General features: G+C 41.2%; 19 protein-coding genes and 1 tRNA gene. 3 read left to right on the top strand and 17 right to left on the bottom strand.

What is annotated here, in order from left to right; genetic code table 11:
- Nucleotides 1–61: 61 nt before the first annotated feature.
- The 13 genes from FC73_RS04725 to trpS all read right to left on the bottom strand — a co-directional run bounded on the left by FC73_RS04725 (nucleotide 62) and on the right by trpS (nucleotide 12164).
- Nucleotides 62–862 (bottom strand): metal ABC transporter permease, encoded by an 801-nt coding sequence (locus FC73_RS04725; protein ID WP_010022856.1) that lies wholly within the window; start codon nucleotides 860–862, stop codon nucleotides 62–64.
- Nucleotides 855–1553 (bottom strand): metal ABC transporter ATP-binding protein, encoded by a 699-nt coding sequence (locus tag FC73_RS04730; protein ID WP_010022857.1) that lies wholly within the window; start codon nucleotides 1551–1553, stop codon nucleotides 855–857. The genes FC73_RS04725 and FC73_RS04730 overlap by 8 nt, the downstream gene beginning before the upstream one ends.
- Before the next feature lie 93 nt (nucleotides 1554–1646).
- Complete coding sequence (locus tag FC73_RS04735; RefSeq protein ID WP_010022858.1) at nucleotides 1647–1877, bottom strand: Veg family protein; 231 nt, start codon at nucleotides 1875–1877, stop codon at nucleotides 1647–1649.
- Between the two features lie 72 nt (nucleotides 1878–1949).
- A complete protein-coding gene (gene rsmA / locus FC73_RS04740) occupies nucleotides 1950–2840 on the bottom strand; it encodes a 16S rRNA (adenine(1518)-N(6)/adenine(1519)-N(6))-dimethyltransferase RsmA (protein WP_010022859.1) in 891 nt (296 codons plus the stop codon).
- Nucleotides 2833–3399, bottom strand: a complete 567-nt coding sequence (gene rnmV / locus FC73_RS04745) for a ribonuclease M5 (RefSeq protein ID WP_010022860.1) — start codon at nucleotides 3397–3399, stop codon at nucleotides 2833–2835. The genes rsmA and rnmV overlap by 8 nt, the downstream gene beginning before the upstream one ends.
- Nucleotide 3400: 1 nt before the next feature.
- Nucleotides 3401–4174, bottom strand: coding sequence for a TatD family hydrolase (locus tag FC73_RS04750; protein ID WP_010022861.1), 774 nt, complete (start codon nucleotides 4172–4174; stop codon nucleotides 3401–3403).
- Between the two features lie 60 nt (nucleotides 4175–4234).
- Entirely contained in the window at nucleotides 4235–6280 is a 2046-nt protein-coding gene (gene metG / locus FC73_RS04755; protein WP_010022863.1) for a methionine--tRNA ligase, read from the bottom strand.
- A 67-nt stretch (nucleotides 6281–6347) separates the two neighbouring features.
- The gene (locus FC73_RS04760) at nucleotides 6348–7196 is read right to left on the bottom strand and encodes a DUF72 domain-containing protein (protein WP_056936296.1); all 849 of its coding nucleotides are present in this window, start codon (nucleotides 7194–7196) and stop codon (nucleotides 6348–6350) included.
- Between the two features lie 8 nt (nucleotides 7197–7204).
- Entirely contained in the window at nucleotides 7205–7915 is a 711-nt protein-coding gene (locus FC73_RS04765; RefSeq protein ID WP_010022865.1) for an NAD-dependent protein deacylase, read from the bottom strand.
- 9 nt (nucleotides 7916–7924) lie between these two features.
- A complete protein-coding gene (locus FC73_RS04770; RefSeq protein WP_010022866.1) occupies nucleotides 7925–8896 on the bottom strand; it encodes a hypothetical protein in 972 nt (323 codons plus the stop codon).
- Complete coding sequence (locus FC73_RS04775) at nucleotides 8883–10148, bottom strand: hydroxymethylglutaryl-CoA reductase, degradative (protein ID WP_010022867.1); 1266 nt, start codon at nucleotides 10146–10148, stop codon at nucleotides 8883–8885. The genes FC73_RS04770 and FC73_RS04775 overlap by 14 nt, the downstream gene beginning before the upstream one ends.
- A gap of 8 nt (nucleotides 10149–10156) precedes the next feature.
- Entirely contained in the window at nucleotides 10157–11092 is a 936-nt protein-coding gene (locus tag FC73_RS04780; protein WP_010022868.1) for a Ppx/GppA phosphatase family protein, read from the bottom strand.
- A gap of 52 nt (nucleotides 11093–11144) precedes the next feature.
- Nucleotides 11145–12164 (bottom strand): tryptophan--tRNA ligase, encoded by a 1020-nt coding sequence (trpS, locus tag FC73_RS04785; RefSeq protein ID WP_010022870.1) that lies wholly within the window; start codon nucleotides 12162–12164, stop codon nucleotides 11145–11147.
- Nucleotides 12165–12470: 306 nt separating this feature from the next.
- On the opposite strand from trpS, the gene helD reads away from it, so the two are divergent.
- Nucleotides 12471–14783, top strand: coding sequence for an RNA polymerase recycling motor HelD (helD, locus tag FC73_RS04790; RefSeq protein ID WP_029327200.1), 2313 nt, complete (start codon nucleotides 12471–12473; stop codon nucleotides 14781–14783).
- Between the two features lie 63 nt (nucleotides 14784–14846).
- Here the strand turns inward: helD and FC73_RS04795 are convergent.
- Nucleotides 14847–14919, bottom strand: a tRNA-Thr gene (locus FC73_RS04795).
- 71 nt (nucleotides 14920–14990) lie between these two features.
- Here FC73_RS04795 and FC73_RS04800 point away from each other — a divergent pair.
- On the top strand, nucleotides 14991–15884 hold the full coding sequence (locus tag FC73_RS04800; protein WP_010022873.1) for a metal ABC transporter solute-binding protein, Zn/Mn family: 894 nt from the start codon (nucleotides 14991–14993) through the stop codon (nucleotides 15882–15884).
- Between the two features lie 36 nt (nucleotides 15885–15920).
- Here FC73_RS04800 and FC73_RS04805 read toward each other — a convergent pair whose 3' ends face one another.
- Together FC73_RS04805 and FC73_RS04810 are read right to left on the bottom strand one after the other, a co-directional pair.
- On the bottom strand, nucleotides 15921–16691 hold the full coding sequence (locus FC73_RS04805) for a DUF4811 domain-containing protein (protein WP_010022875.1): 771 nt from the start codon (nucleotides 16689–16691) through the stop codon (nucleotides 15921–15923).
- Complete coding sequence (locus tag FC73_RS04810; protein ID WP_010022876.1) at nucleotides 16691–18178, bottom strand: MDR family MFS transporter; 1488 nt, start codon at nucleotides 18176–18178, stop codon at nucleotides 16691–16693. The genes FC73_RS04805 and FC73_RS04810 overlap by 1 nt, the downstream gene beginning before the upstream one ends.
- Before the next feature lie 183 nt (nucleotides 18179–18361).
- Here FC73_RS04810 and FC73_RS04815 point away from each other — a divergent pair, with 183 nt between their 5' ends.
- Entirely contained in the window at nucleotides 18362–18841 is a 480-nt protein-coding gene (locus tag FC73_RS04815) for a MerR family transcriptional regulator (protein WP_010022877.1), read from the top strand.
- 31 nt (nucleotides 18842–18872) lie between these two features.
- On the opposite strand, the gene FC73_RS04820 is transcribed toward FC73_RS04815, so the two are convergent.
- Nucleotides 18873–19571: a 2,3-diphosphoglycerate-dependent phosphoglycerate mutase gene (locus FC73_RS04820; protein ID WP_010022879.1), complete on the bottom strand. Its 699-nt coding sequence runs from the start codon at nucleotides 19569–19571 to the stop codon at nucleotides 18873–18875.
- Between the last annotated feature and the right edge of the window lie 39 nt (nucleotides 19572–19610).

A 19610-nucleotide genomic window follows, 5' to 3' on the forward strand; every position in this document is an offset into this window, starting at 1 on the left:
GTTCGTGTTTTACTTCACTTTATCGAAAAAAAGCCAAAAAAAGAGAGGTTAACTTGACCAGTTAACCCTCTACAAAGTGATTATAGATTAATGAACTAAAGTAAATAACGACTTCAATAACGGCGATGAAGAAACTAACCGGCCAGTTGGTGTAATATCCCAGGGTCAATCCAACCCAGACCCCAACCAGACCAAAGACGATTGCTAGTCCAATCATTTTACTAACCGAATGAACGAAGTATTTGGCACTAGCGGCGGGAAGGGTCAAGAGAATAAAGATTAACAGTGCTCCCACGATTTGAGCAGCTACCGAAACACTTAAAGCCAACATCACCAAGAAAATTAATGACAAAATTCCACTAGGAATCTTCTGAGCCCGTGCCCCAACGGCGTCAAACGAGTCAAACTTTAAATCACGATAAATAAATAAAGTCACGATCAGGACGATGACCGATAACCAAATCATCTGATGAACCTCGGAGGCACTAATACCGACAATACTTCCGAACAGAATATTTGTCGCATAACTGGCACTACTATTCGACAGCGCCAGAAAGAGGACCCCAAGTCCAATAAACAGTGCCGAAACCGCACTAATGGTATCTTCTCGCCTTTCTGCAACCGATCCAGAACTCATTTTGCCAACCAAAACGGAACTAATGGTGGTAAAAAGTAGCATTCCATTTAGGGGACTGATTCCAATAAACATTCCAAATGAAGCTCCCGCAAATCCAATTTCGGACAAAGTGTGAGTTAAAAATGGCATGTTTCGAGAAACCACAAAGACCCCAATGACTCCACATACAACGGCAATGATGGTACTTGCCAAAAAGGCGTTCCGCATAAATTCAAAACTAAACATCAGCTTGCCCCTTCCAGAATTCCTCAACATTTAGGTTACTAATTGGTCCAAATTCATAATTATTTGGTCGCAAGAATAAGTATTTGTTAGCAAATTTCTTGGCCAGCGGAATGTCATGGGTAACAAAAATTACAGTTAATCCATGCTTAGAGTTAAGGTCGGAAACGACGTTTAACAGGCTTTCCTTCGCCTCTGGATCAAGACTGGCAGTTGATTCATCTAGGATTAACAAATCCGGCTGAACCACTAATGCCTGTGCTAGGTAAGCCCGCTGCTTTTCTCCTCCGGAAGTTCGTCCCAGTGGTTCCTTTGAAATGGCATTCAAATTAGTCTCTTTTAACACCTCATTTAATCTTTGGTGTTCTTTTTTTGAAAGCCATGGTAATTTAAAGCCGCTAAAGGCGAGTGCCACAAAATCTTTAACCGAAAGTGGATACTCAGTATCGATGTTTCGAAACTGGGGAACGTAACCGATCTTAACCTGGGATCGATTCGGAAGAAATTGAACCTTCCCACTGGTTGGTTTCAATTGGCCTAAAATTACCCGAACGAGGGTTGTTTTACCAACCCCATTTTGTCCCACAATACTTAAGAAATCGCCCCGTTGCACGTCAAAGCTTAGGTCATTTAAAACGTGCTTTTCAGCAAAATCAACGGTTAAATTCTCTACTTTTAAAATTAAGTCATCCATTATTAAACTCCTATTATTCTGAGTCCTTTACTTATACCATCTTACTCATTAATGATGGAAATATAAAGTAAAAAAAAAGACCTCTCGGTCAATTTAAACAAAGTTAATCTCGATGTTCTTGGTTAAAATATCGGTATAACTGTATGATACTTGTCCTAACTTCTCGTCGGAATCAAGCGTAATTAAAAATACAGCGGGAAATGTCTCAGACAAGACACCATCGTACTCATTTGTTCGTTTTCTTCCAGCTTGTGCAGTTACATGGATTTCCTGTCCAATGTGATTATCTAGAAATAATTTAATCTTAGATAGACTAGTTGGCATCATCAATCACCTCACGTATCACTATTATACATTAAAATCAATATAATGTAAAGCTAATGGGCGTAAATACCGCTATGACAGTAATCCACTGGCATGAAACTGATTTGCCATTTCAACAAATTGATCCACTGATAACTGCTCAGGCCGGTCCGATTGATTGATGTTTAATTTCTTCAAATCAGCTTTAATTTGCGCTTTAACTGCTGGTTGTTTTCCAAAAATCCCCTGAAGATTATTCCACAAAGTCTTGCGACGGTGCATAAAGCAACCGTGCGCAAATCCAAAGAATGCTTTTTCATCGTAGGCAACCATATTTCGTTTTTGTTTGGGGGTAAGTTTGACTACTGAAGAATCCACTTTTGGGGATGGAATAAACGATTGTGCCGACACGTTAATCGCAATTTCCACGTTCTCAAGGTACTGGGTGATGATCGTCAGGGCCCCGTAGTCACGATTTCCAGGCTTGGCACTAATCCGTTCCGCTACCTCTTTTTGCATCATCAAAACCGTCACATCGAAGTTCACGTTTCCCTTCAAAATGTCCATAAGAATGGGTTTAGTAACGTAGTAAGGTAGGTTTGCCACCACCTTTAGACGGTGTTGTACGTCAAAATTTTCTTTGATCAACTTAGGCAAGTTAGCCTGCAAAAAGTCTTGGTTAATCACCTTAATGTTATTGTACGGACTAAGAGTCTCATCCAAAATTGGCAGTAAATTCTCGTCAATTTCAAATGCCATTACTTCATGGGCCGACTGTGCGATTTGTTCCGTTAAGGCCCCAATTCCAGGACCAATCTCAATCACATCATCAGCCGTAGAAATGTCGGCCACTTGCACAATCTCTTTTAAAACTCCTAAATCATTTAAGAAATTCTGACCAAGGCTTTTTTTAGCGTTTAATCGGTACCGATTTAAAATGGCTTGGGTTCGTGCTGGACTTCCAATTGCGGGAATTTTACTCATTATATCCCTCCTCATCAATCTGTTTTAACGCATCATTGAACTGCTTTTTAGTGATGCCAAACATGCGAAGCCTTCGCTGCATTTGTTTGGCGTTAACGTAACCAAGATGGAGAATTTCTCCCATCTCAAGGCGACGTTCCTTGGCTTCCTTAGTTCCTACCAGGCCAGCTGCAATTAAATCCTGTTTACTAATTACTTCAGGATTCTCGTCACTCTCGGTGTAAACGGATGAAAGGGCATCCTGAATGGCCTGAGGACTAGCGTGTTCTACGCCAAGTGAACCCTGGGACGTATCGGGAACCCCATCCGCCTTCTTTAAGAAAGCATGCTTAGCTTCTGGGATCTCATCAGAAATGATCTTACGAATTTTTTCACCAGAAAAGTCAGGATCAGTAAAAACAATCACCCCACGGGTTTGAGCTAAACGATCAATTAAGTCGAGGGTCTCATCGGAAATTGCTGAACCACGCGTCTCAATGGTGTCAGCATCCACCGCTCGTTGAATCTGTTTGGTATCGTCTTTTCCCTCAACCACAATTACTTCTTTAATTCTTTTCATATTAATTTTCCAATCCAAATATTCGATTTGTGTTCGCATACGTTGCCCTAGCAACCACATCCGGATCAACGTCTTTAAACCGCGCTACTGCTTCTAACGTATACAAAGAATAAGCCGGCTCATTTTGACGTCCTCGAAATGGTTCCGGGGTGAGGTACGGAGCATCCGTTTCAACCAGGATCTTATCAATGGGCGTTAACCGAGCTGCTTCATGGACTTCCTTGGTCTTTTTAAAACTTACGACCCCACTGTAAGAAACGACCATCCCCAGATCAATGAACTTCTTCATCCACTCACTATCGCCGTTAAAACTGTGGATGATGCCACCAACCTCTGAGATGTGTTCATCCTTTAAAATGCGGTAGACATCCTCAAAAGCATCCCGATTATGAACCGAGATCGGTAGATGCATGTTTTTAGCAATCTCAATCTGTCTACGAAAGACTCGCTCCTGCACGTCTTTGGGGGTCGTGTTCTGAAAATAATCCATCCCAATTTCACCAACAGCAACCACCTTCGGATTTTCGAGTTGCTTTTCCAACAATTGCTCCTGGTCTTGATCGTAATTCAGCGCATCTTCAGGATGCCAACCCACGATCGAATAAAGATTATCGTATCTTTGAGCGAGTTGAAGTGACCGTTCATTTAATTCGGCGTTCGAACCTACGTTAGCCATCCTCACTACTCCAAGTTTTTGGGCGTGATTGACGTATCCATCAATGTCATTTTCAAATGGTTGATCGTTTAAATGAGTGTGAGAATCAAATATTTTCATTGGATATCCTTTCATAAGCGAAAAAGTTTCACTAATCATCGACTAGTGAAACTCTTCTATCTACTCTAAAGTACTGCCATTATCTAAGGTTTGATCAACAGTTGCGACCTTAATTGAACCGTCATTTTGTTCAACTGACAAAATCATTCCCTGGCTCAATTGTCCACGGAGCTTTTTAGGCTTAAGGTTAGCCACAATGATCACTTTTTTACCAATTAGCTGCTTGAAATCTGGATACCATTTGGCAATTCCAGAAACAATCTGACGATCACCGTCGTCACCAGCATCAAGTTGAAATTTAAGCAACTTGTCCGCATTTTCAACCTTAGCAACGTTTTTAACCTCAGCTACCTTCAACTCAACCTTTTCAAAATCATTGAAATCTAACGTTTTCTTTGTTGACTTTAAAACGGTCTTTTGGGGATCAAAGGCGGCTTTCTTTTCGTCGGCACGCTTCATTGCTGAACGGCCCTTTGTTTTATCGGACTTAGTCATTTGGTCCTTGATGAATTGCACTTCAACGTCCCGATCTAATCGAGGAAAAATGGGTTCGCCATTTTCGATGACCTTTTGTTTTGCGGGTAAACCAGCCAAATCAGCATTCTTGATATCGAAATCGGCCATTTGATCAAGACCAAGTTGACGATCCATCTCATTGGCTGCGTTCGGCATGATTGGACTAACCAAGATAGCAATCAAACGTAGACTTGCTACCAAGTGGCTCATCACGTTTGCTAGTTTAGCTTGATCATCGGGGTTATCCGCATTTTTAGCCAGTGTCCATGGCTCAGTTTGATCAATATACTTATTAGTCTGGGAAACAAGCTTCCAGATTTCAGCCAACGCATCAGACAAATGGGTGTCATTCATTAATCGCTTAAATTCGGTAACGGTCGTTTGGGCCACCTTCTGTAAGTCAACACTTGGTTGATCGTCTGAATCATGGTAAGCAGGAGTGATGCCATCTTCATATTTGTTAACCATGGCAATCGTCCGGTTCAGCAAGTTTCCAAGGTCATTCGCTAAATCGTAGTTGATCCGATCAACAAAATCCTCTGGAGTAAAAATTCCATCACTTGCGAAGGGAATTGCTCGAATGAGGTAGTATCTTGTGGCATCTAGTCCATAACGATCAATTAATGTCTCTGGATAAATGACGTTCCCCTTTGATTTGGACATCTTCCCGTCCTTCATGGTTAACCAACCGTGTCCGTAAATTTTCTTTGGAAGTGGTAGACCAAGGGCATGCAAAATAATCGGCCAGTAAATGGTGTGAAAACGCACGATTTCTTTTCCGACCATTTGAAGATCAGCCGGCCAGAACTTCTTGAACAACTTATCATCATCGCTGTCGTATCCAAGGGCAGTGATATAGTTTGATAAAGCATCAATCCAGACGTAAACCACGTGTTTAGGGTCAGATTTCACCGGAACTCCCCAATTAAAGGTGGTCCGAGAAACCGCCAAATCATCTAGACCTGGCTTTAAGAAATTATTCACCATTTCATTCATTCGTGAATGAGGTTCAATAAAATCAGGATGTTCCTTGTAGTAGTTCATCAGCCAGTCTGCATATTTACTCATTTTGAAGAAATAACATTCCTCGTTAACCAGCTGAACTTCATGGCCAGAAGGAGCCTTTCCGCCGATTACCTTTCCGTCAGCATCGTGATAAACCTCCGCTAATTGGGACTCAGTAAAGTACTCCTCATCGGAAACAGAATACCAGCCAGAATACTGACCGAGGTAAATATCCCCTTGGTCTAGTAACGTTTGAAAAATCTTCTGAACGGCTTTCACGTGCTTGTCATCGGTCGTTCTAATAAAAGCGTCATTTGAAATATCGAGGTTAGCCCAGAGGTCAGAAATTTGGGTGGCCATTTTATCAACGTAACTCTTGGGATCAACCCCCAATTTTTCCGCCTTTTGTTCAATCTTAAGACCATGTTCATCGGTTCCAGTCAGGTAAAAAACATCATAACCAGATTCACGCTTAAAACGAGCCAGTGCATCACAGGCAACCGTCGTGTACGCGTTTCCAATGTGTAATCTTCCTGATGGATAATAAATTGGTGTTGTAATGTAATATGTTGGTTTTTCAGCCATCCCAATTCTCTCCTTTATTTCATATCGTACAAATTCAATCGTATTAATATTATACTACTTTTACTTTTTAAAACAGATCGAGTTGCATGGGAGCCAATCCACCAAAATTCAATCCTAAAATCTTTTTTAACTGTAAGGCATTATCAGCCGCATCATGGCCAGAATTATTGTTAAAAATAACGCAAACCACTTTAGCTTGCTTCTGCAGGTCATTTGCGACTTCCGCAAAGTGCTTCAGTTCATCTTCGTTATAACGGTACAAAGTTCGTTTCTTGCGCCACTGAGAGCTTTTTTCAAACCAGCCCTTCTGGTTCTGTCCATGCAGTCTCATCATAACGAAGTTTTTATCCGTCACAAAGGGTTCAAATGGCACTCCATCTGACAGATTGTGTGGTTCATCAACTACCACTTCACTCATTTTCAGGCTCTTTAAATAGTCATGAACATCACGAGAGATTTCATCGCCATACCAACTTGGATTCCGAAATTCAATCGAGATGGGTAAACTTCCCATCCACTCGCGAATTAACCTCAGGTAGCGAATGTTGTCGTTATTTAAGCGAAAATATGGCGGAAATTGAAATAAAACGGACGCCAACTGCTTGCTGTTAACCAGTGGATCCACCATTTCGCCATATCGCATAAAGGTCTCTCTTCGAACCTGTTCATTGTCCTCACCGAACTGAGGCAAATGATGTTTTGTCATTAAATAGTTTGCTTTTAGTATAAATTGAAAATTATTTGGAACCTGTTTTTGCCAATTCTCCACCGTCTTAATTTTGGGAATTCCGTAAAACGGATTATCAACTTCCACAACGGGAAAATGTTGGGCATATTCAGATAAAGTAACCTTACGATTTTTCCCATGAATTAACGATGAATGATCGGACCAGGTTGTCAGTCCAATTAAAATCACGTTACCACCTATACTTTCAGTTTATCAAAGAAGTCAACGGCATCTTCTTGAACCATGGTAAATGGAAAATCAAAGTGAAGAGCTTCCTGATTAATCGCAATAACATCAGCATTGGGATTTCGATAATCCAATAGTCCCGCAAACGGATAAACTCGCATCGATGTTCCTACGATCACAATCAGATCACTCTGACTCATCAGTCGCACGCTGTTTTCAACCGTCTGGGTGTTGATTCCTTCACCATACAAAACGATGTTGGGTCTCAGGATTCCACCACAATTCTTGTGATACATACTCTTCATGTATTCGTGATAATCAACGTGTTTACCACACTTTTGACAGTAGATGTCGTACAAGTTACCGTGAAATTCATTCAAATTCTTAGCGTCCGCTTTTTCGTACAAATTATCAACATTTTGCGTGATGATACTAGCACGATTTTGCCGGGTTAATTCAGCCTGCTTTTCGTGAATGACGTTTGGTTTAGCATCTGGATAGTACATATTCTTTTTTACATATTCGTAGAATACTTCTGGTTCATTTACCAAGCAGTCATGACTCAAGTAATATTCGGCTGGTTTATTGCTCTTGTCATTCGTATACAAGCCGCCCTTTGAACGATAATCAGGAATGCCAGATGGAGTTGAAATCCCAGCACCCGTTAAAAATACGATGTTCTTAGCATTATTAAACTTTTCTTGAATATTATCTTGATTCATATTATCACCCTATCTTAATAAATATGGAATCCTTAAATCTTGATACAATTCTTTCACTGTCTTAGAATACAGTTCTTTAAAATAATCTTCACTAGCCTGTTTACCTGCTGGTCCACTTGTCACGAACGAGTTTTGATCATCTGACTTGGTGAAGCCAACGTAGGCTCTTTTCCCAGTCTTGGTTTCTTTTAGTTCCGAATGATAAAGGTTAAAGACCTGTTTTACTTGAAGGCCTAGTTGCCGTTTTGAAAAGACGGCTGTCATCATTACAAAGTCATTTAGTTGAAGGGGCGGAAGTCCCCACTTCTTCATCTGCTTATCAAAATCACGATATAATTTTACAACATCACGTCGAAGGGCAAACGGAGAGTCAACTGGCTTTTCGGTTAACATGGCATATAATTCCTTAGCAGCCTTCAAGGAAATTGGAAAACTCCTTTGAAACACGTCAGCAAACTGATCGAAATGGTCACCGAGAAAAATCATTGCATCTAAAATCGTAACGAGACGCAGTGGCATTTCATCGTCAACCTTCCCTGATTCAGGGGTAATCGTCTGTCTGACACCCTTAACATATTCCTTTTCGATTCTCTCATCAACTAAATCGTGTTTTCGTTGCTCAGAATAAACCACAAAATGACAAACGTCATCGTACAACTCGGTTCCCATGTACATCAACTGTTCATCAAGTTGCTTATCCCCACTAGTAAGGGGAAAATAAATCTGAGGAAAGCCACGCAGAGTCATCAAAAGATGAAGCAATTCATGAGTGGCAGTGAAATCAGGCTCGGTCAGGTCGTTAATCTGGACGTAAAGTCGATCACCATCTTGAACCACCTGAGCCTGATCATGACGCACGTAACCAGACTTTAAGTTGCCAATAAACTGGACTTCAACGTCGCCCGGGAAAAAGTGACTAACATCGTTAATTAAGCCCTGGGTCGTTTTACTTAGTTGGACATTATTGTTATTTTCGGCCATTTGATCCAAACTTCCCTTCTAGAATTCGTTGCGTATTTTCTAAATTTCTTTGATTTTTCGGTAATTTTTTTAATTCGTTAACCACGGTATCAAGTTGGTAACTGGTTGCCCCCGCAGACATAGCAAGAGATTTCATCTGAAGGTTCATGTGACCACGCTGAATTCCGTCGGTCACAAGCGCCTTTAAGGCTGCTAGATTTTGTGCCAGTCCAACCGCCGCAATCACTTCCATAAACTGAAGTGCTGAATTAACGTTTAAAATCTGATAATTAATTCGACTCATGGCAAAAAGGTGGGTCGCTCCACCAATGATCCCTGATGGAACTGGGATAGTAATCGTTCCAGTGAGACCCTTATCTGTAACTTTCCACTGACTAAGGCCTTGGTACTGACCCTTACGAGCTGCATAAGCGTGTACTGCACTTTCAACGGCTCGCCAGTCATTTCCGGTTGCAAGCAACACAGCATCAATTCCATTCATAATTCCCTTATTATGAGTAGCCGCTCGCTTCGGATACTTTTGGGCAATCATCGCTGCCTCTGCAATCTTTTTAGCCACCGTTTGGCCGTCTAATTCACCACGTCTCAACGCGGAAAATGGTACGGTTCCGTTGGCCTGAACCAGGTTCCGATCACCATAATTTGAAAGAATACTCATTAAGGAAGACTGATCCACATTAAGTTCAAGATAGGTCGAGAGAGCCTCCAACATCGAATTAATGATGTTAGCCCCCATTGCATCCCCCACATCAACAAATAGTTCAATGGATAGGTAATGCTCGTCAATCTCAGTCACACTAAGATCACGAACTCCTCCATATTTCTCAACCGTGGGATGAGCCTTTCTAGCAACTTCCATAAGTTTCAACCGATTTTCTTGAACCCACCGCTCAAACTGAGCTGGGCGATCCACCCTTAAAACCACCTCACCAGTTAAAACGCGACTCTGGGCCTTGGAATGAATGCCACCCCCAGCCCGTAACATGTTAGCACCGTTGCTGGCAGCGGCAATAACTGATGGTTCTTCAATTACCATGGGAATCAGGTGCTCCACTCCGTTAATCACAAAATTAGTGGCAATTCCCTCTGGCAATCCGTAATCGGCCAAATAATTCTCAATAAGGTGACTACTGGTATCGTCAAAATGATGATGAATCACTTCAAGCTGCGATCCATCCAGGTCAGCAAACTGGGCCACCTGCTTTAAACGTTCACCATATGATTTTTTGTAAAAACCCTTAAAATCGTTCAAAATGACACCTATTTTCTAAAATGAGGATTATTCTCAATGTATTCGTTAATGAGTCCCTCACGAACTCCGCCATTGGAAAAAATAACCCGCTTGGAGTCAATAAAGTTCATCATCACCGTCAGACACAACGAACCACCGATAATCACATCGGCTCGGTCATTTTCAAGACCATTGATTTTCTGTCGTTCTGCCAAATTACGGTTCAAAAACGTCTCAACCGTGACATTGACCTGCTTTCTGGTTAACTGAAAATTCTGAATGTGATCAACATGACTAAGATGTTGATAACGCCGGTTGATGCGCGCAATGGCGCGAGCCGCTCCACCGATCAACACGATGGGATAATGAAGGGGCTTTTTAATCCACGGAATCCGACTGTAAACTTCCGCAATGTATGACTCTGCTTCAAATAAATCAGCGGCGGTCACCTGATCAATGAGATGAAATTGTTCCGAAATCTTAACGGCTCCGATGGGAACACTCACACAATGAATACACTTTTGATTTCGTACGTGGATGATTTCCACACTGGCTCCACCCACGTCCATCAAAAGATAATCCTTCACCGCTAATCGATCTGAAATTCCGAGGTAATCGTAGTAGGCCTCTTCTTTCCCGGTTAACACGCGCACTTTAATGTGGAGCTGCTTATAAACATTTTTTAAAAAATCTTTTTGGTTTTGAGCTTGCCGCACCGCCGCCGTAGCAATGGCTCGCACCACCACATTTTTATACTTTGAATACTCTGACTTAAAGGATCGAAGCGCTGAAATAGTACGATTCATTGCCGTTATCTGTAAAATATTATTTTGTCCGATTCCCTCAGATAATCTGGTATCATTCTTCACGCGTTTTATCTCATGGTAACTTCCATCTGGATCAATGCAATAAATTGCCATTCTAACTGAGTTCGAACCGATATCAATGATGACAAAGTTCTCCATTCGATTCTCCTCCTCAAGTATTTATTCGTATTTTATGCTTTGAAAATTTATGCTACTTAAAGTAGTTAATTCCCATCGCATCACGAACTTCTTCAAGAGTGTTTTCTGCAACAATGTTAGCTGCGTCGCTGCCATCCTTTAAGACCTGATAGACATATTGGGGATCTTTTGCCAATTTTTCTCGGCGCTCTCTGATTGGTTTGAGTTCATCTTGTAAAACTTCGTTTAAATACAACTTAATTTTAACATCTCCAAGACCACCATGTTGATATTGCTCTTTCAGTTCGTTAACTTTTTGCTGATCTTTAGCGAAAATATCAAGGTAGGTGAAGACGGTATTACCCTCTACTTTACCGGGATCCTGGACGTGAATATGATCTGGATCCGTATACATGGACATTACTTTCTTTTTAATGGTGTCGGCATCATCGGCCAAATAGATCGCATTGTTTAGCGATTTACTCATCTTGGCGTTTCCATCTAATCCTGGAATTCGACCCCGACCCTTTGGTGGGAAAAAGCCTTCTGGCTCAACCAACACATCCTTGTGGTAAGCGTTATTAAAACTTCTCACGATCTCGCGCGTCTGCTCGATCATTGGCTCCTGATCCTCTCCAACTGGCACCACGGTTGCTTTAAAGGCGGTAATGTCAGCCGCCTGACTAACCGGATAGATGAAGAAGCCAGCTGGAACACTTTCACCGAAGTTTTTTTGTTTAATCTCGGTCTTAACGGTCGGATTACGTTTTAAACGTGAAACCGTGACCAGGTTCAAGTAAATCATGGTTAATTCGTTTAAAGCTGGAATCTGAGACTGCACGAAGATGGTTGATTTAGCTGGATCAAGCCCAACTGCCAGGTAATCTAAGGCTACTTGTAACAGACTATTTTGAATCTTCTCTGGATCACGAGCATTATCAGTCAACGCCTGCATATCGGCGATCATGATAAATGGATCATAATTGCCTGAATTTTGGAGCTTGAGTCGACTCATTAATGAACCAACGTAGTGTCCAATGTGAAGCTTGCCGGTCGGACGATCACCGGTCAAAACAATTTCTTTTTCTGCCATTATAATTTCCCCTTCTTTAAGAAAAAACGTCCTATTGAATAATCAATAGGACGCCTACACGTGGTACCACCTAAATTGCAGAAATTCTCTGCCACTCAAACTATAAGGTAGTTAACCATCAAACCATTTCGTATCGTCTGGCTAATCTCAGTAAAAATAGCCTCTCTGTCATTTGACTCTACTACTTATTAATTCAAATCTATATCAACATTATTTTATGCGATTTAAGAAGGGTTGTCAAAGCACGAAAAAATTGACAGTCCCGGCTTTTCAAATTAGAATTATTCACGAATTAAAGGGAGGAGTATGCACTTGAATAAGGATGAAAGAAACAAAGAGCAAGAGCGTGTTACCTGGGTTTCGCAACAACTAGACGAAAAAATCCAGGACACCCAAACTGAATACCAAAAAGCCAAGGCAGAAACTCAACGAGTTCAAAAGGACTATGGGACCAACACCTCTGCCAACTACTTAGAAGCAGACGATCGGATCGAAACCAGTGCGGACCTTCAACAGCAACGTAGTCTTACCAATAAAGTGGTCGAGGATCAAGCCATCGTTGAAAGCCAATTAGCAACTTATCGCGACTTACGACAGTCACCCTACTTTGGGCGCATCGACATTCAAGATGAAGGCTTTTCTGACGTGGACCACCTCTACATTGGGAAAGCTTCTTTCATTGACAAAGATGGCGAGTTCTTAATCTATGATTGGCGAGCTCCCATTTCGAGTGTCTACTATAATGGGACCCTGGGCAAAGTCGCTTACGATACTCTCAATGGCAAGCAAAATACCGATCTGCTAAAGAAACGTCAGTTTCAGATTAAGAATGGCAAGATTATCAACATGTTTGATACTAACGAAATGGTCGGTGATGAACTGCTTCAGAGTGCCTTAAGTGATGAAAACAACGAAAAGATGCAGAACATCGTGGCTACCATTCAACACGAACAAAATGACATCATCAGAGATACCAACAGTAACCTATTAGTGGTTCAAGGAGTCGCCGGTTCTGGGAAGACATCGGCTCTCTTGCAGCGCATTGCCTTTCTGCTGTATCACAGTCGGGACTCACTCAATGCCGACCAGATCCTCCTGTTCTCACCCAATCTTTTATTTAGTAACTACATTAAAGATGTGTTGCCAAGTTTAGGGGAACGGAACATGCGTCAGGTTACTCTGGCCGAATTCTTTGCTCACCGCCTGGAGGGCATGAAGGTTCAAACCTTGTTTCAGCGGTATGAAGATAACGATCAAGATTTTGATCCCGCTCTTCGGGAATTTAAAAACAGTCAGAATTACATTGACCAAATTGAGGAGTACGTTAAACGGCTAACTCCTGATCGCATTAAGTTTGATGACATTCATTTTAATGGCGAGGTCTACTTTTCAAAGGATGAGATTCGAGAAGTTTATGCGGCCCTTCCACAGAGAATGACCAGCAATGAAAAACTGCTTCAAACCAAAAACAAGCTGATTAAGCGCCTCAAGAATCGGATTCACGACGAGACCAAGAGGAAATGGGTCGCAGACATCATCGATACCATGAGTGATGAACAGTATCACAATCTACTCGGCGCAAAACACCTAAACGACTTTGAGGAACTCGATGACGAACGGAATTATATCGCGACCCAATTAGTTAAAAATCGTCTAAGCACGGTCTACGATGCCATCTATAATGATGAGTTTTTAGATCCTTACGTTCAATACGCTGATTTCCTTGACCACGTTAAGCTACCGAACCAGGTTGATTCGGACCAGTGGAAACAAAGTAAGAATGACTTTTTGGGTCACATTGAATTTCACCAGATTGGTTTAGATGACACCGCTCCGTTACTGTACCTTCGGGATCGTTTCAGCGGTGAAAATAAAAACGTCAACATTAAGTACCTCTTTGTTGATGAGATCCAAGACTATTCCATTGCCCAAATTATGTATCTCAAACTCATCTTTCCGCGCGCTAAGTTCAATCTAATTGGCGATAGTGAACAGGCCATTTTTAAGGATGTGGAATCCGCTCAAACACTATTAGATAAATTAAATGATGCCATTCCAAGTAAACGTTCCCGTTTGATTCAACTGAATCGATCGTATCGTTCTACTTACCCAATTACCTCGTTTGCTAAATCTTTGTTGCCCGATGGCAATGATATCGAAGCCTTTAATCGTAACGGTGATAAGCCGGAATTGATCGTCAAAGATGGTTCAGATGAATTGGAGCAAACCCTCCTCAGCGTCATCAAGCAACAACTTCAAAAGCACGAAACCGTGGCCATCATCACCAAGGATGCTGCGTCTGCCAAGCGGGTCTACCAGAAAGTGAACGCCAGGTTCGATGCCACTCTCTTAAAAGATAGTGATCGTGACATGACTTCTCCAGTCGTGGTTCTCCCGGTCTACCTCGCAAAGGGACTCGAGTTTGACTCTGTCGTTGCATGGGATACATCCAAACGAAACTATCCTGATGAACATTCACTTGGAGTTCTTTACACCATCCTGACACGGGCCATGCACTCATTGACCCTGCTGTGTAATGGTGAGGTTTCTCCGTTGATTCCTAAGCGGGCCATCAGTAATAATTTAATTAAAGTTAGTAAAAATTCAACGGCTGAATAAAAAACTCTCACTACTTCGGTAGTGAGAGTTTTCAATTAATTAACTTAATCAAACGAACCGGAAAGCCATTCCCGGGAGTCGAACCCGGCACCCTTTCCTTACCATGGAAATGCTCTACCTACTGAGCTAGAATGGCATTTTCATTTTACCACACCAAAAATGTTACACTAGGATAGAATTCGACAAAGATTAGAAAAGGAAGATAAAATGAAAAGACACTTTAAGATTGCCCTATTAGTAACCTGCCTTGCATTATTCATGATTCCACTAGTGGGATGTCATCAATCCACGTCCAATGACTCGAAGAAAATTCAGGTCGTTAGTTCCGTTAATTTCTACGGTGATGCCGCTCAAAAGGTGGTTGGCAAGTATGGTCATAATACTTCAATCATTAATTCTGACGTTGACCCCCATGATTTTGAACCAACAACTAATAACGCGAAAGAAGTTGCTAGAGCAAACGTGGTCATTGCCAACGGAATTGGATATGATGATTGGATGAAAGAACTGGTTCATAACGCTGGTAATGATCATCAACAGGACATTAACGTTGGGACATTAATGCACAAAAAAGATGGAGATAACGAACACATCTGGTATGATCCTGAAACCATGGATCACCTTGTTGATCGTTTAGTCACCGTCTATAGTAAGCTTGATCCTGACCACCGTGACTACTTTAAAAAGAATGCTCAAGAATATAAGAATGAGTGGGGAAAGACTCAACAGTTAATCAAAAAACTCGCCAAAAATTCACACGGTCAATCAGTTGCTACGAGTGAACCAGTCTTTGACTACTCGCTTGATGCCCTTGGGTACAAGCTCAAGGATTACGGCTTTTCTAATGCAATTGAAAAGGGTGTCGATCCCTCTGTCAATGATATTGCCGAGCTGCAAAGCGATATGCGCAATCATAAGATTGCCTTCTTCGTTAACAACACTCAGTCTGACAGTCCTGTGGTTACTCAGATGGTTAAATATGCTAAAAAGTACAACGTCCCAATCCTAAACGTCTCTGAAACCGCACCAAGAGGCCAAAATTATATGCAGTGGATGACGAATCAGTATCGAGAACTCGAAAAAATTCAAGATCAACAATAAAAAAACGATGCTCAAAAATTGAGCATCGTTTTTGTTTTATTTAACTTTTAAAGCTTGATCCATGGCTTTCTGTTCCGTTTGTTTTTGAACTTTAGCCTGCATCTGAGCCTTAAAGTCACTCATTGCTTTCTTCTGTAACTTAGCTTGATCAGCCTGTGACATCTTTGGATTTTCCGCCATGGCTTGCTGCATTTTAGCAGTCACGAACTGTTTTCCAGAAGCAGCTGTCTGTTGCTGAGCCTGTGGATTTTGTTGTGACTTCTTCATTTGAGCCGCCTGCTGTTTCATAGCTTGCCCAAATGCTTTCGCCTGTTCAGGCGTGAAGACCATGTATCCAGACTTTACATGGAAAGTATTGGTTCGTTTAATGAAGGATTCCTTTTGTGCAAACATAAAGAAGACCTTATAAAACGAATTCTTATAAACCCAGTCTTGCTTCTTAGTGACTAGTTGATTAGAAGTGCCACCCTGTTTAATTTCATTAGTAGTGTCAACCGCCGGGGTCACGGTTGGTTTCTTTTGTTGCTTGTTCTTCTTATAAATAACGACTTTATTATTTGTCTGACCAATCTTTTTGTATAACAACATGTTAGCTTGGTCATTAACCGAGGTAAATGAAGTCGTTTGCGTGGTGGTTTTCTTCTCCATCCCCAAGTGATTGTGATAGTTACCGATCATTAGTCCAATACTAATGATAATCAGTAAACCAAATGAGATGCCGATGATATTGGACCACTTTTTATTAGTAATCAAATTCCAACTTAAGAAGAAGCCAACTAAAAAGATAATAAATAAAATAAATATCATTAGTCATTGCCTCCTTCATCATCATTCTTGTCAGCAGGAACCATATATTTGCCCTTCTTTAAAAGGAAGGTGCTCAAAAAGGCAATGGCAGAAATTACAAAAGCAATTCCAAAGGCTGCCATGTAACCCTTCAAAGTAGCGTTAATTGCGCCGGATTGATATGCTAATGGGTTAATCTTAAGCAAATGCTTAGCTGGCATATGATTGCTGGTAACGTTGGATAGGATTGAAATCATGACCGCCGTAGCGATTGAACCAGAAACTTGTCGAACCGTGTTATTAGCGGCAGTTCCATCACCCATCCGTTTGATTGGTAAGGCGTTCATTCCAGACGTCGTCACTGGCATCATTGACATTGAAACCCCAAACATTCTCGTAGCGTAAAGGATCGTAACATAAATTGTTGGAGTATCCTTAGTTAGAAAGATGAATGGGAAAGTTCCAACCGTCAAAAGGAACAGACCACCCATGGCAAGTCTTCTGGCACCAAACCGGTCAAAGAGTTGTCCTGTAACTGGACTCATTAATCCAGTTAAAATCGCTCCGGGCAACAGGGTTAGACCAGAATGGAAAGCACTCATTCCCCTTACAATCTGAAGATAAAGTGGCAAAACCATTTCAACTCCGACCATGGCCATGAAAACGACGGAACTGATTAAGGTTCCTAGTCGAAATTCACGGGCCTTAAAGACATCGAGATTAAGGAAGGGATGTTTCATAACTAGTTGACGCCAACCAAATAGAATAATGAAGATGACACCAATAATCAGTGACCAGATTACAACTGGACTGCCCCAACCGTCGTTTCCGACTGATGAGAATCCATATAGTAAACTACCAAAACCAATGGTAGAAAGAACTAATGAAAAGTAGTCTAGCTTACTCTTCTTGGTTGGTAGAACTGGTTTAACGAAGAAAAGTCCCAAAACGATTACTACTGCCACAATTGGTGCAATAATTCCGAATAGAGCACGCCAAGATGAAACATCAATTACCCATCCAGATAACGTGGGGCCAATGGCAGGTGCTAAACCAACAACAATGCCGGCTAGTCCTAAGGCGAATCCACGTTTTTCAGGTGGGAAGATCGAAAGCATGATGGTCTGAAGCAGTGGCATGGCAATTCCCACTCCAACCGCTTGGACCAAACGTGCAATAAACAGAACGCTAAACGTAGGTGCCACCCACGCCGTGACCGTTCCGATTTCAAAAATGATCATTGCCGATAAATATAACCATTTAGTGTTAAAACGTCCACTCAACCAGGCACTAACTGGAATCAAAATTCCGTTAACCATCATGAATCCAGTCGTTAACCACTGAACGGTTGAGGTATTAACATTAAACGCATGCATCAACGTTGGAAAAGCCGTTGATAAAATGGTCTGATTCAGAACCGTACAGAAGGTTCCAACTAAAAGAATAATGACAAACATCGTCCGATTATACTTTTTTCCATTTGCATCAACAGCTGGAAAATTATGCATTATAAATGTACCCCTTTCAAAACTTAATTAGTTTAACTCGCGTAAATTGCGATATTGATAACTATACAACTATCTAATGTATGTGTCAACTTAATTGACACATACATTATTTTACATATAATGAATAGTGTATCATTTAACGGATGCATCGAGTTTGACAAAATAAAGAAAGTAGGTGCGCATTTGGAAAATGAGAATGATCATGACGTAGCTGATCTTAATGGCCGACTTGGTAAAATCATCGCAAAGAATAACATTTCGGTCGGAATTGGTGATATTTCAAAGTGTTCAGGCATTCCACAGAGTAAGATTCGTTATTGGGAGCAACGTGGTTACATTTCTTCCCTCCCAGTTCAGAAAAATCAAAATAAACGATATAGTATTCATACCCTGATTACCGTGCTACTAATTAAATCATATCTAGAATCAGGCTTTACCTTAGTAACCGCAGTGAAAAAAGCCGAACGTCATGAGGAAATTAGTAAGGTCTTTAAAGAACTTCTTCTTGACCGAGTTAAATACGTTAAAACTCGGGACGGTAATTATTGCATTAACATGGGACCACTATCAGATGATCCAAGTAAATCAGTGGTGATCCAAATTATCGACGGTGACACTAAAATTAAATTAATGGACACACAAAAAACACTTCCTAATGAGTAGGAAGTGTTTTTACTTACTAATTAACGTTAAATTATTTGTCTTCGCCTAACTTAACCTTGTCTAAAACATTTAAATCTGAGTCAATGTCGTAAACAATTGGTTGACCAGTAGCAATTTCAACGTTCATGATGTCTTCATCAGAAATTCCTTCGATGTACTTCGTTAAAGCACGAAGAGAATTACCGTGAGCAGCAACAATAACGTTCTTATTGTCTAAAAGCTTTGGAGCAATGTGGTCTTGCCAGAATGGAATAACCCGTTCCAAAGTAACCTTGAGGTTTTCACCACCAGGAATTGCTTTAGGATCCAAGTCAACATAACGACGGTCTTTAGCAGCTGAACCCGCATCGTTTGCGTCCAAAAGTGGAGGCAAAACATCATATGAACGACGCCAGATGTGAACTTGTTCTTTACCAAACTTTTCAGCGGCTTCGGCCTTGTTTTGACCTTGAAGTGCACCGTAATGACGTTCGTTTAAACGCCAAGATTTGGTAACTGGGATCCATAATTGGTCACTTTCGTCCAATACGTAATCCAAAGTCTTAATTGCACGCTTTAAAACTGAAGTGTAAGCTTGATCAAACTGAATTCCTGCTTCGGCAATCAACTTACCAGCATTCTTAGCTTGCTTAACTCCCTCTTCACTTAAGTCAACGTCAACCCAACCAGTGAATTGATTTGATAAGTTCCATTCGCTTTGACCGTGTCTAACAAATACTAATTTAGCCATTGTAATACCCCTCTTTTGTTTTAATCCAAGTTTATTTTA

This window comes from Fructilactobacillus fructivorans (genome assembly GCF_001434095.1).
Taxonomy (GTDB): domain Bacteria; phylum Bacillota; class Bacilli; order Lactobacillales; family Lactobacillaceae; genus Fructilactobacillus; species Fructilactobacillus fructivorans.

Bases quoted from the DNA above. Each gene is read 5' to 3' on its own strand.
- FC73_RS04750 (WP_010022861.1), bottom strand. From the start codon at position 4,174: ATGAAAATATTTGATTCTCACACTCATTTAAACGATCAACCATTTGAA.
- FC73_RS04765 (WP_010022865.1), bottom strand. From the start codon at position 7,915: ATGAATCAAGATAATATTCAAGAAAAGTTTAATAATGCTAAGAACATC.
- rsmA (WP_010022859.1), bottom strand. From the start codon at position 2,840: ATGAGTAAAATTCCCGCAATTGGAAGTCCAGCACGAACCCAAGCCATT.
- FC73_RS04730 (WP_010022857.1), bottom strand. From the start codon at position 1,553: ATGGATGACTTAATTTTAAAAGTAGAGAATTTAACCGTTGATTTTGCT.
- FC73_RS04800 (WP_010022873.1), top strand. From the start codon at position 14,991: ATGAAAAGACACTTTAAGATTGCCCTATTAGTAACCTGCCTTGCATTA.
- FC73_RS04735 (WP_010022858.1), bottom strand. From the start codon at position 1,877: ATGCCAACTAGTCTATCTAAGATTAAATTATTTCTAGATAATCACATT.
- FC73_RS04820 (WP_010022879.1), bottom strand. From the start codon at position 19,571: ATGGCTAAATTAGTATTTGTTAGACACGGTCAAAGCGAATGGAACTTA.
- FC73_RS04770 (WP_010022866.1), bottom strand. From the start codon at position 8,896: ATGGCCGAAAATAACAATAATGTCCAACTAAGTAAAACGACCCAGGGC.
- FC73_RS04805 (WP_010022875.1), bottom strand. From the start codon at position 16,691: ATGATATTTATTTTATTTATTATCTTTTTAGTTGGCTTCTTCTTAAGT.
- helD (WP_029327200.1), top strand. From the start codon at position 12,471: ATGCACTTGAATAAGGATGAAAGAAACAAAGAGCAAGAGCGTGTTACC.
- rnmV (WP_010022860.1), bottom strand. From the start codon at position 3,399: ATGAAAAGAATTAAAGAAGTAATTGTGGTTGAGGGAAAAGACGATACC.
- FC73_RS04725 (WP_010022856.1), bottom strand. From the start codon at position 862: ATGTTTAGTTTTGAATTTATGCGGAACGCCTTTTTGGCAAGTACCATC.
- FC73_RS04810 (WP_010022876.1), bottom strand. From the start codon at position 18,178: ATGCATAATTTTCCAGCTGTTGATGCAAATGGAAAAAAGTATAATCGG.
- FC73_RS04780 (WP_010022868.1), bottom strand. From the start codon at position 11,092: ATGGAGAACTTTGTCATCATTGATATCGGTTCGAACTCAGTTAGAATG.
- trpS (WP_010022870.1), bottom strand. From the start codon at position 12,164: ATGGCAGAAAAAGAAATTGTTTTGACCGGTGATCGTCCGACCGGCAAG.
- metG (WP_010022863.1), bottom strand. From the start codon at position 6,280: ATGGCTGAAAAACCAACATATTACATTACAACACCAATTTATTATCCA.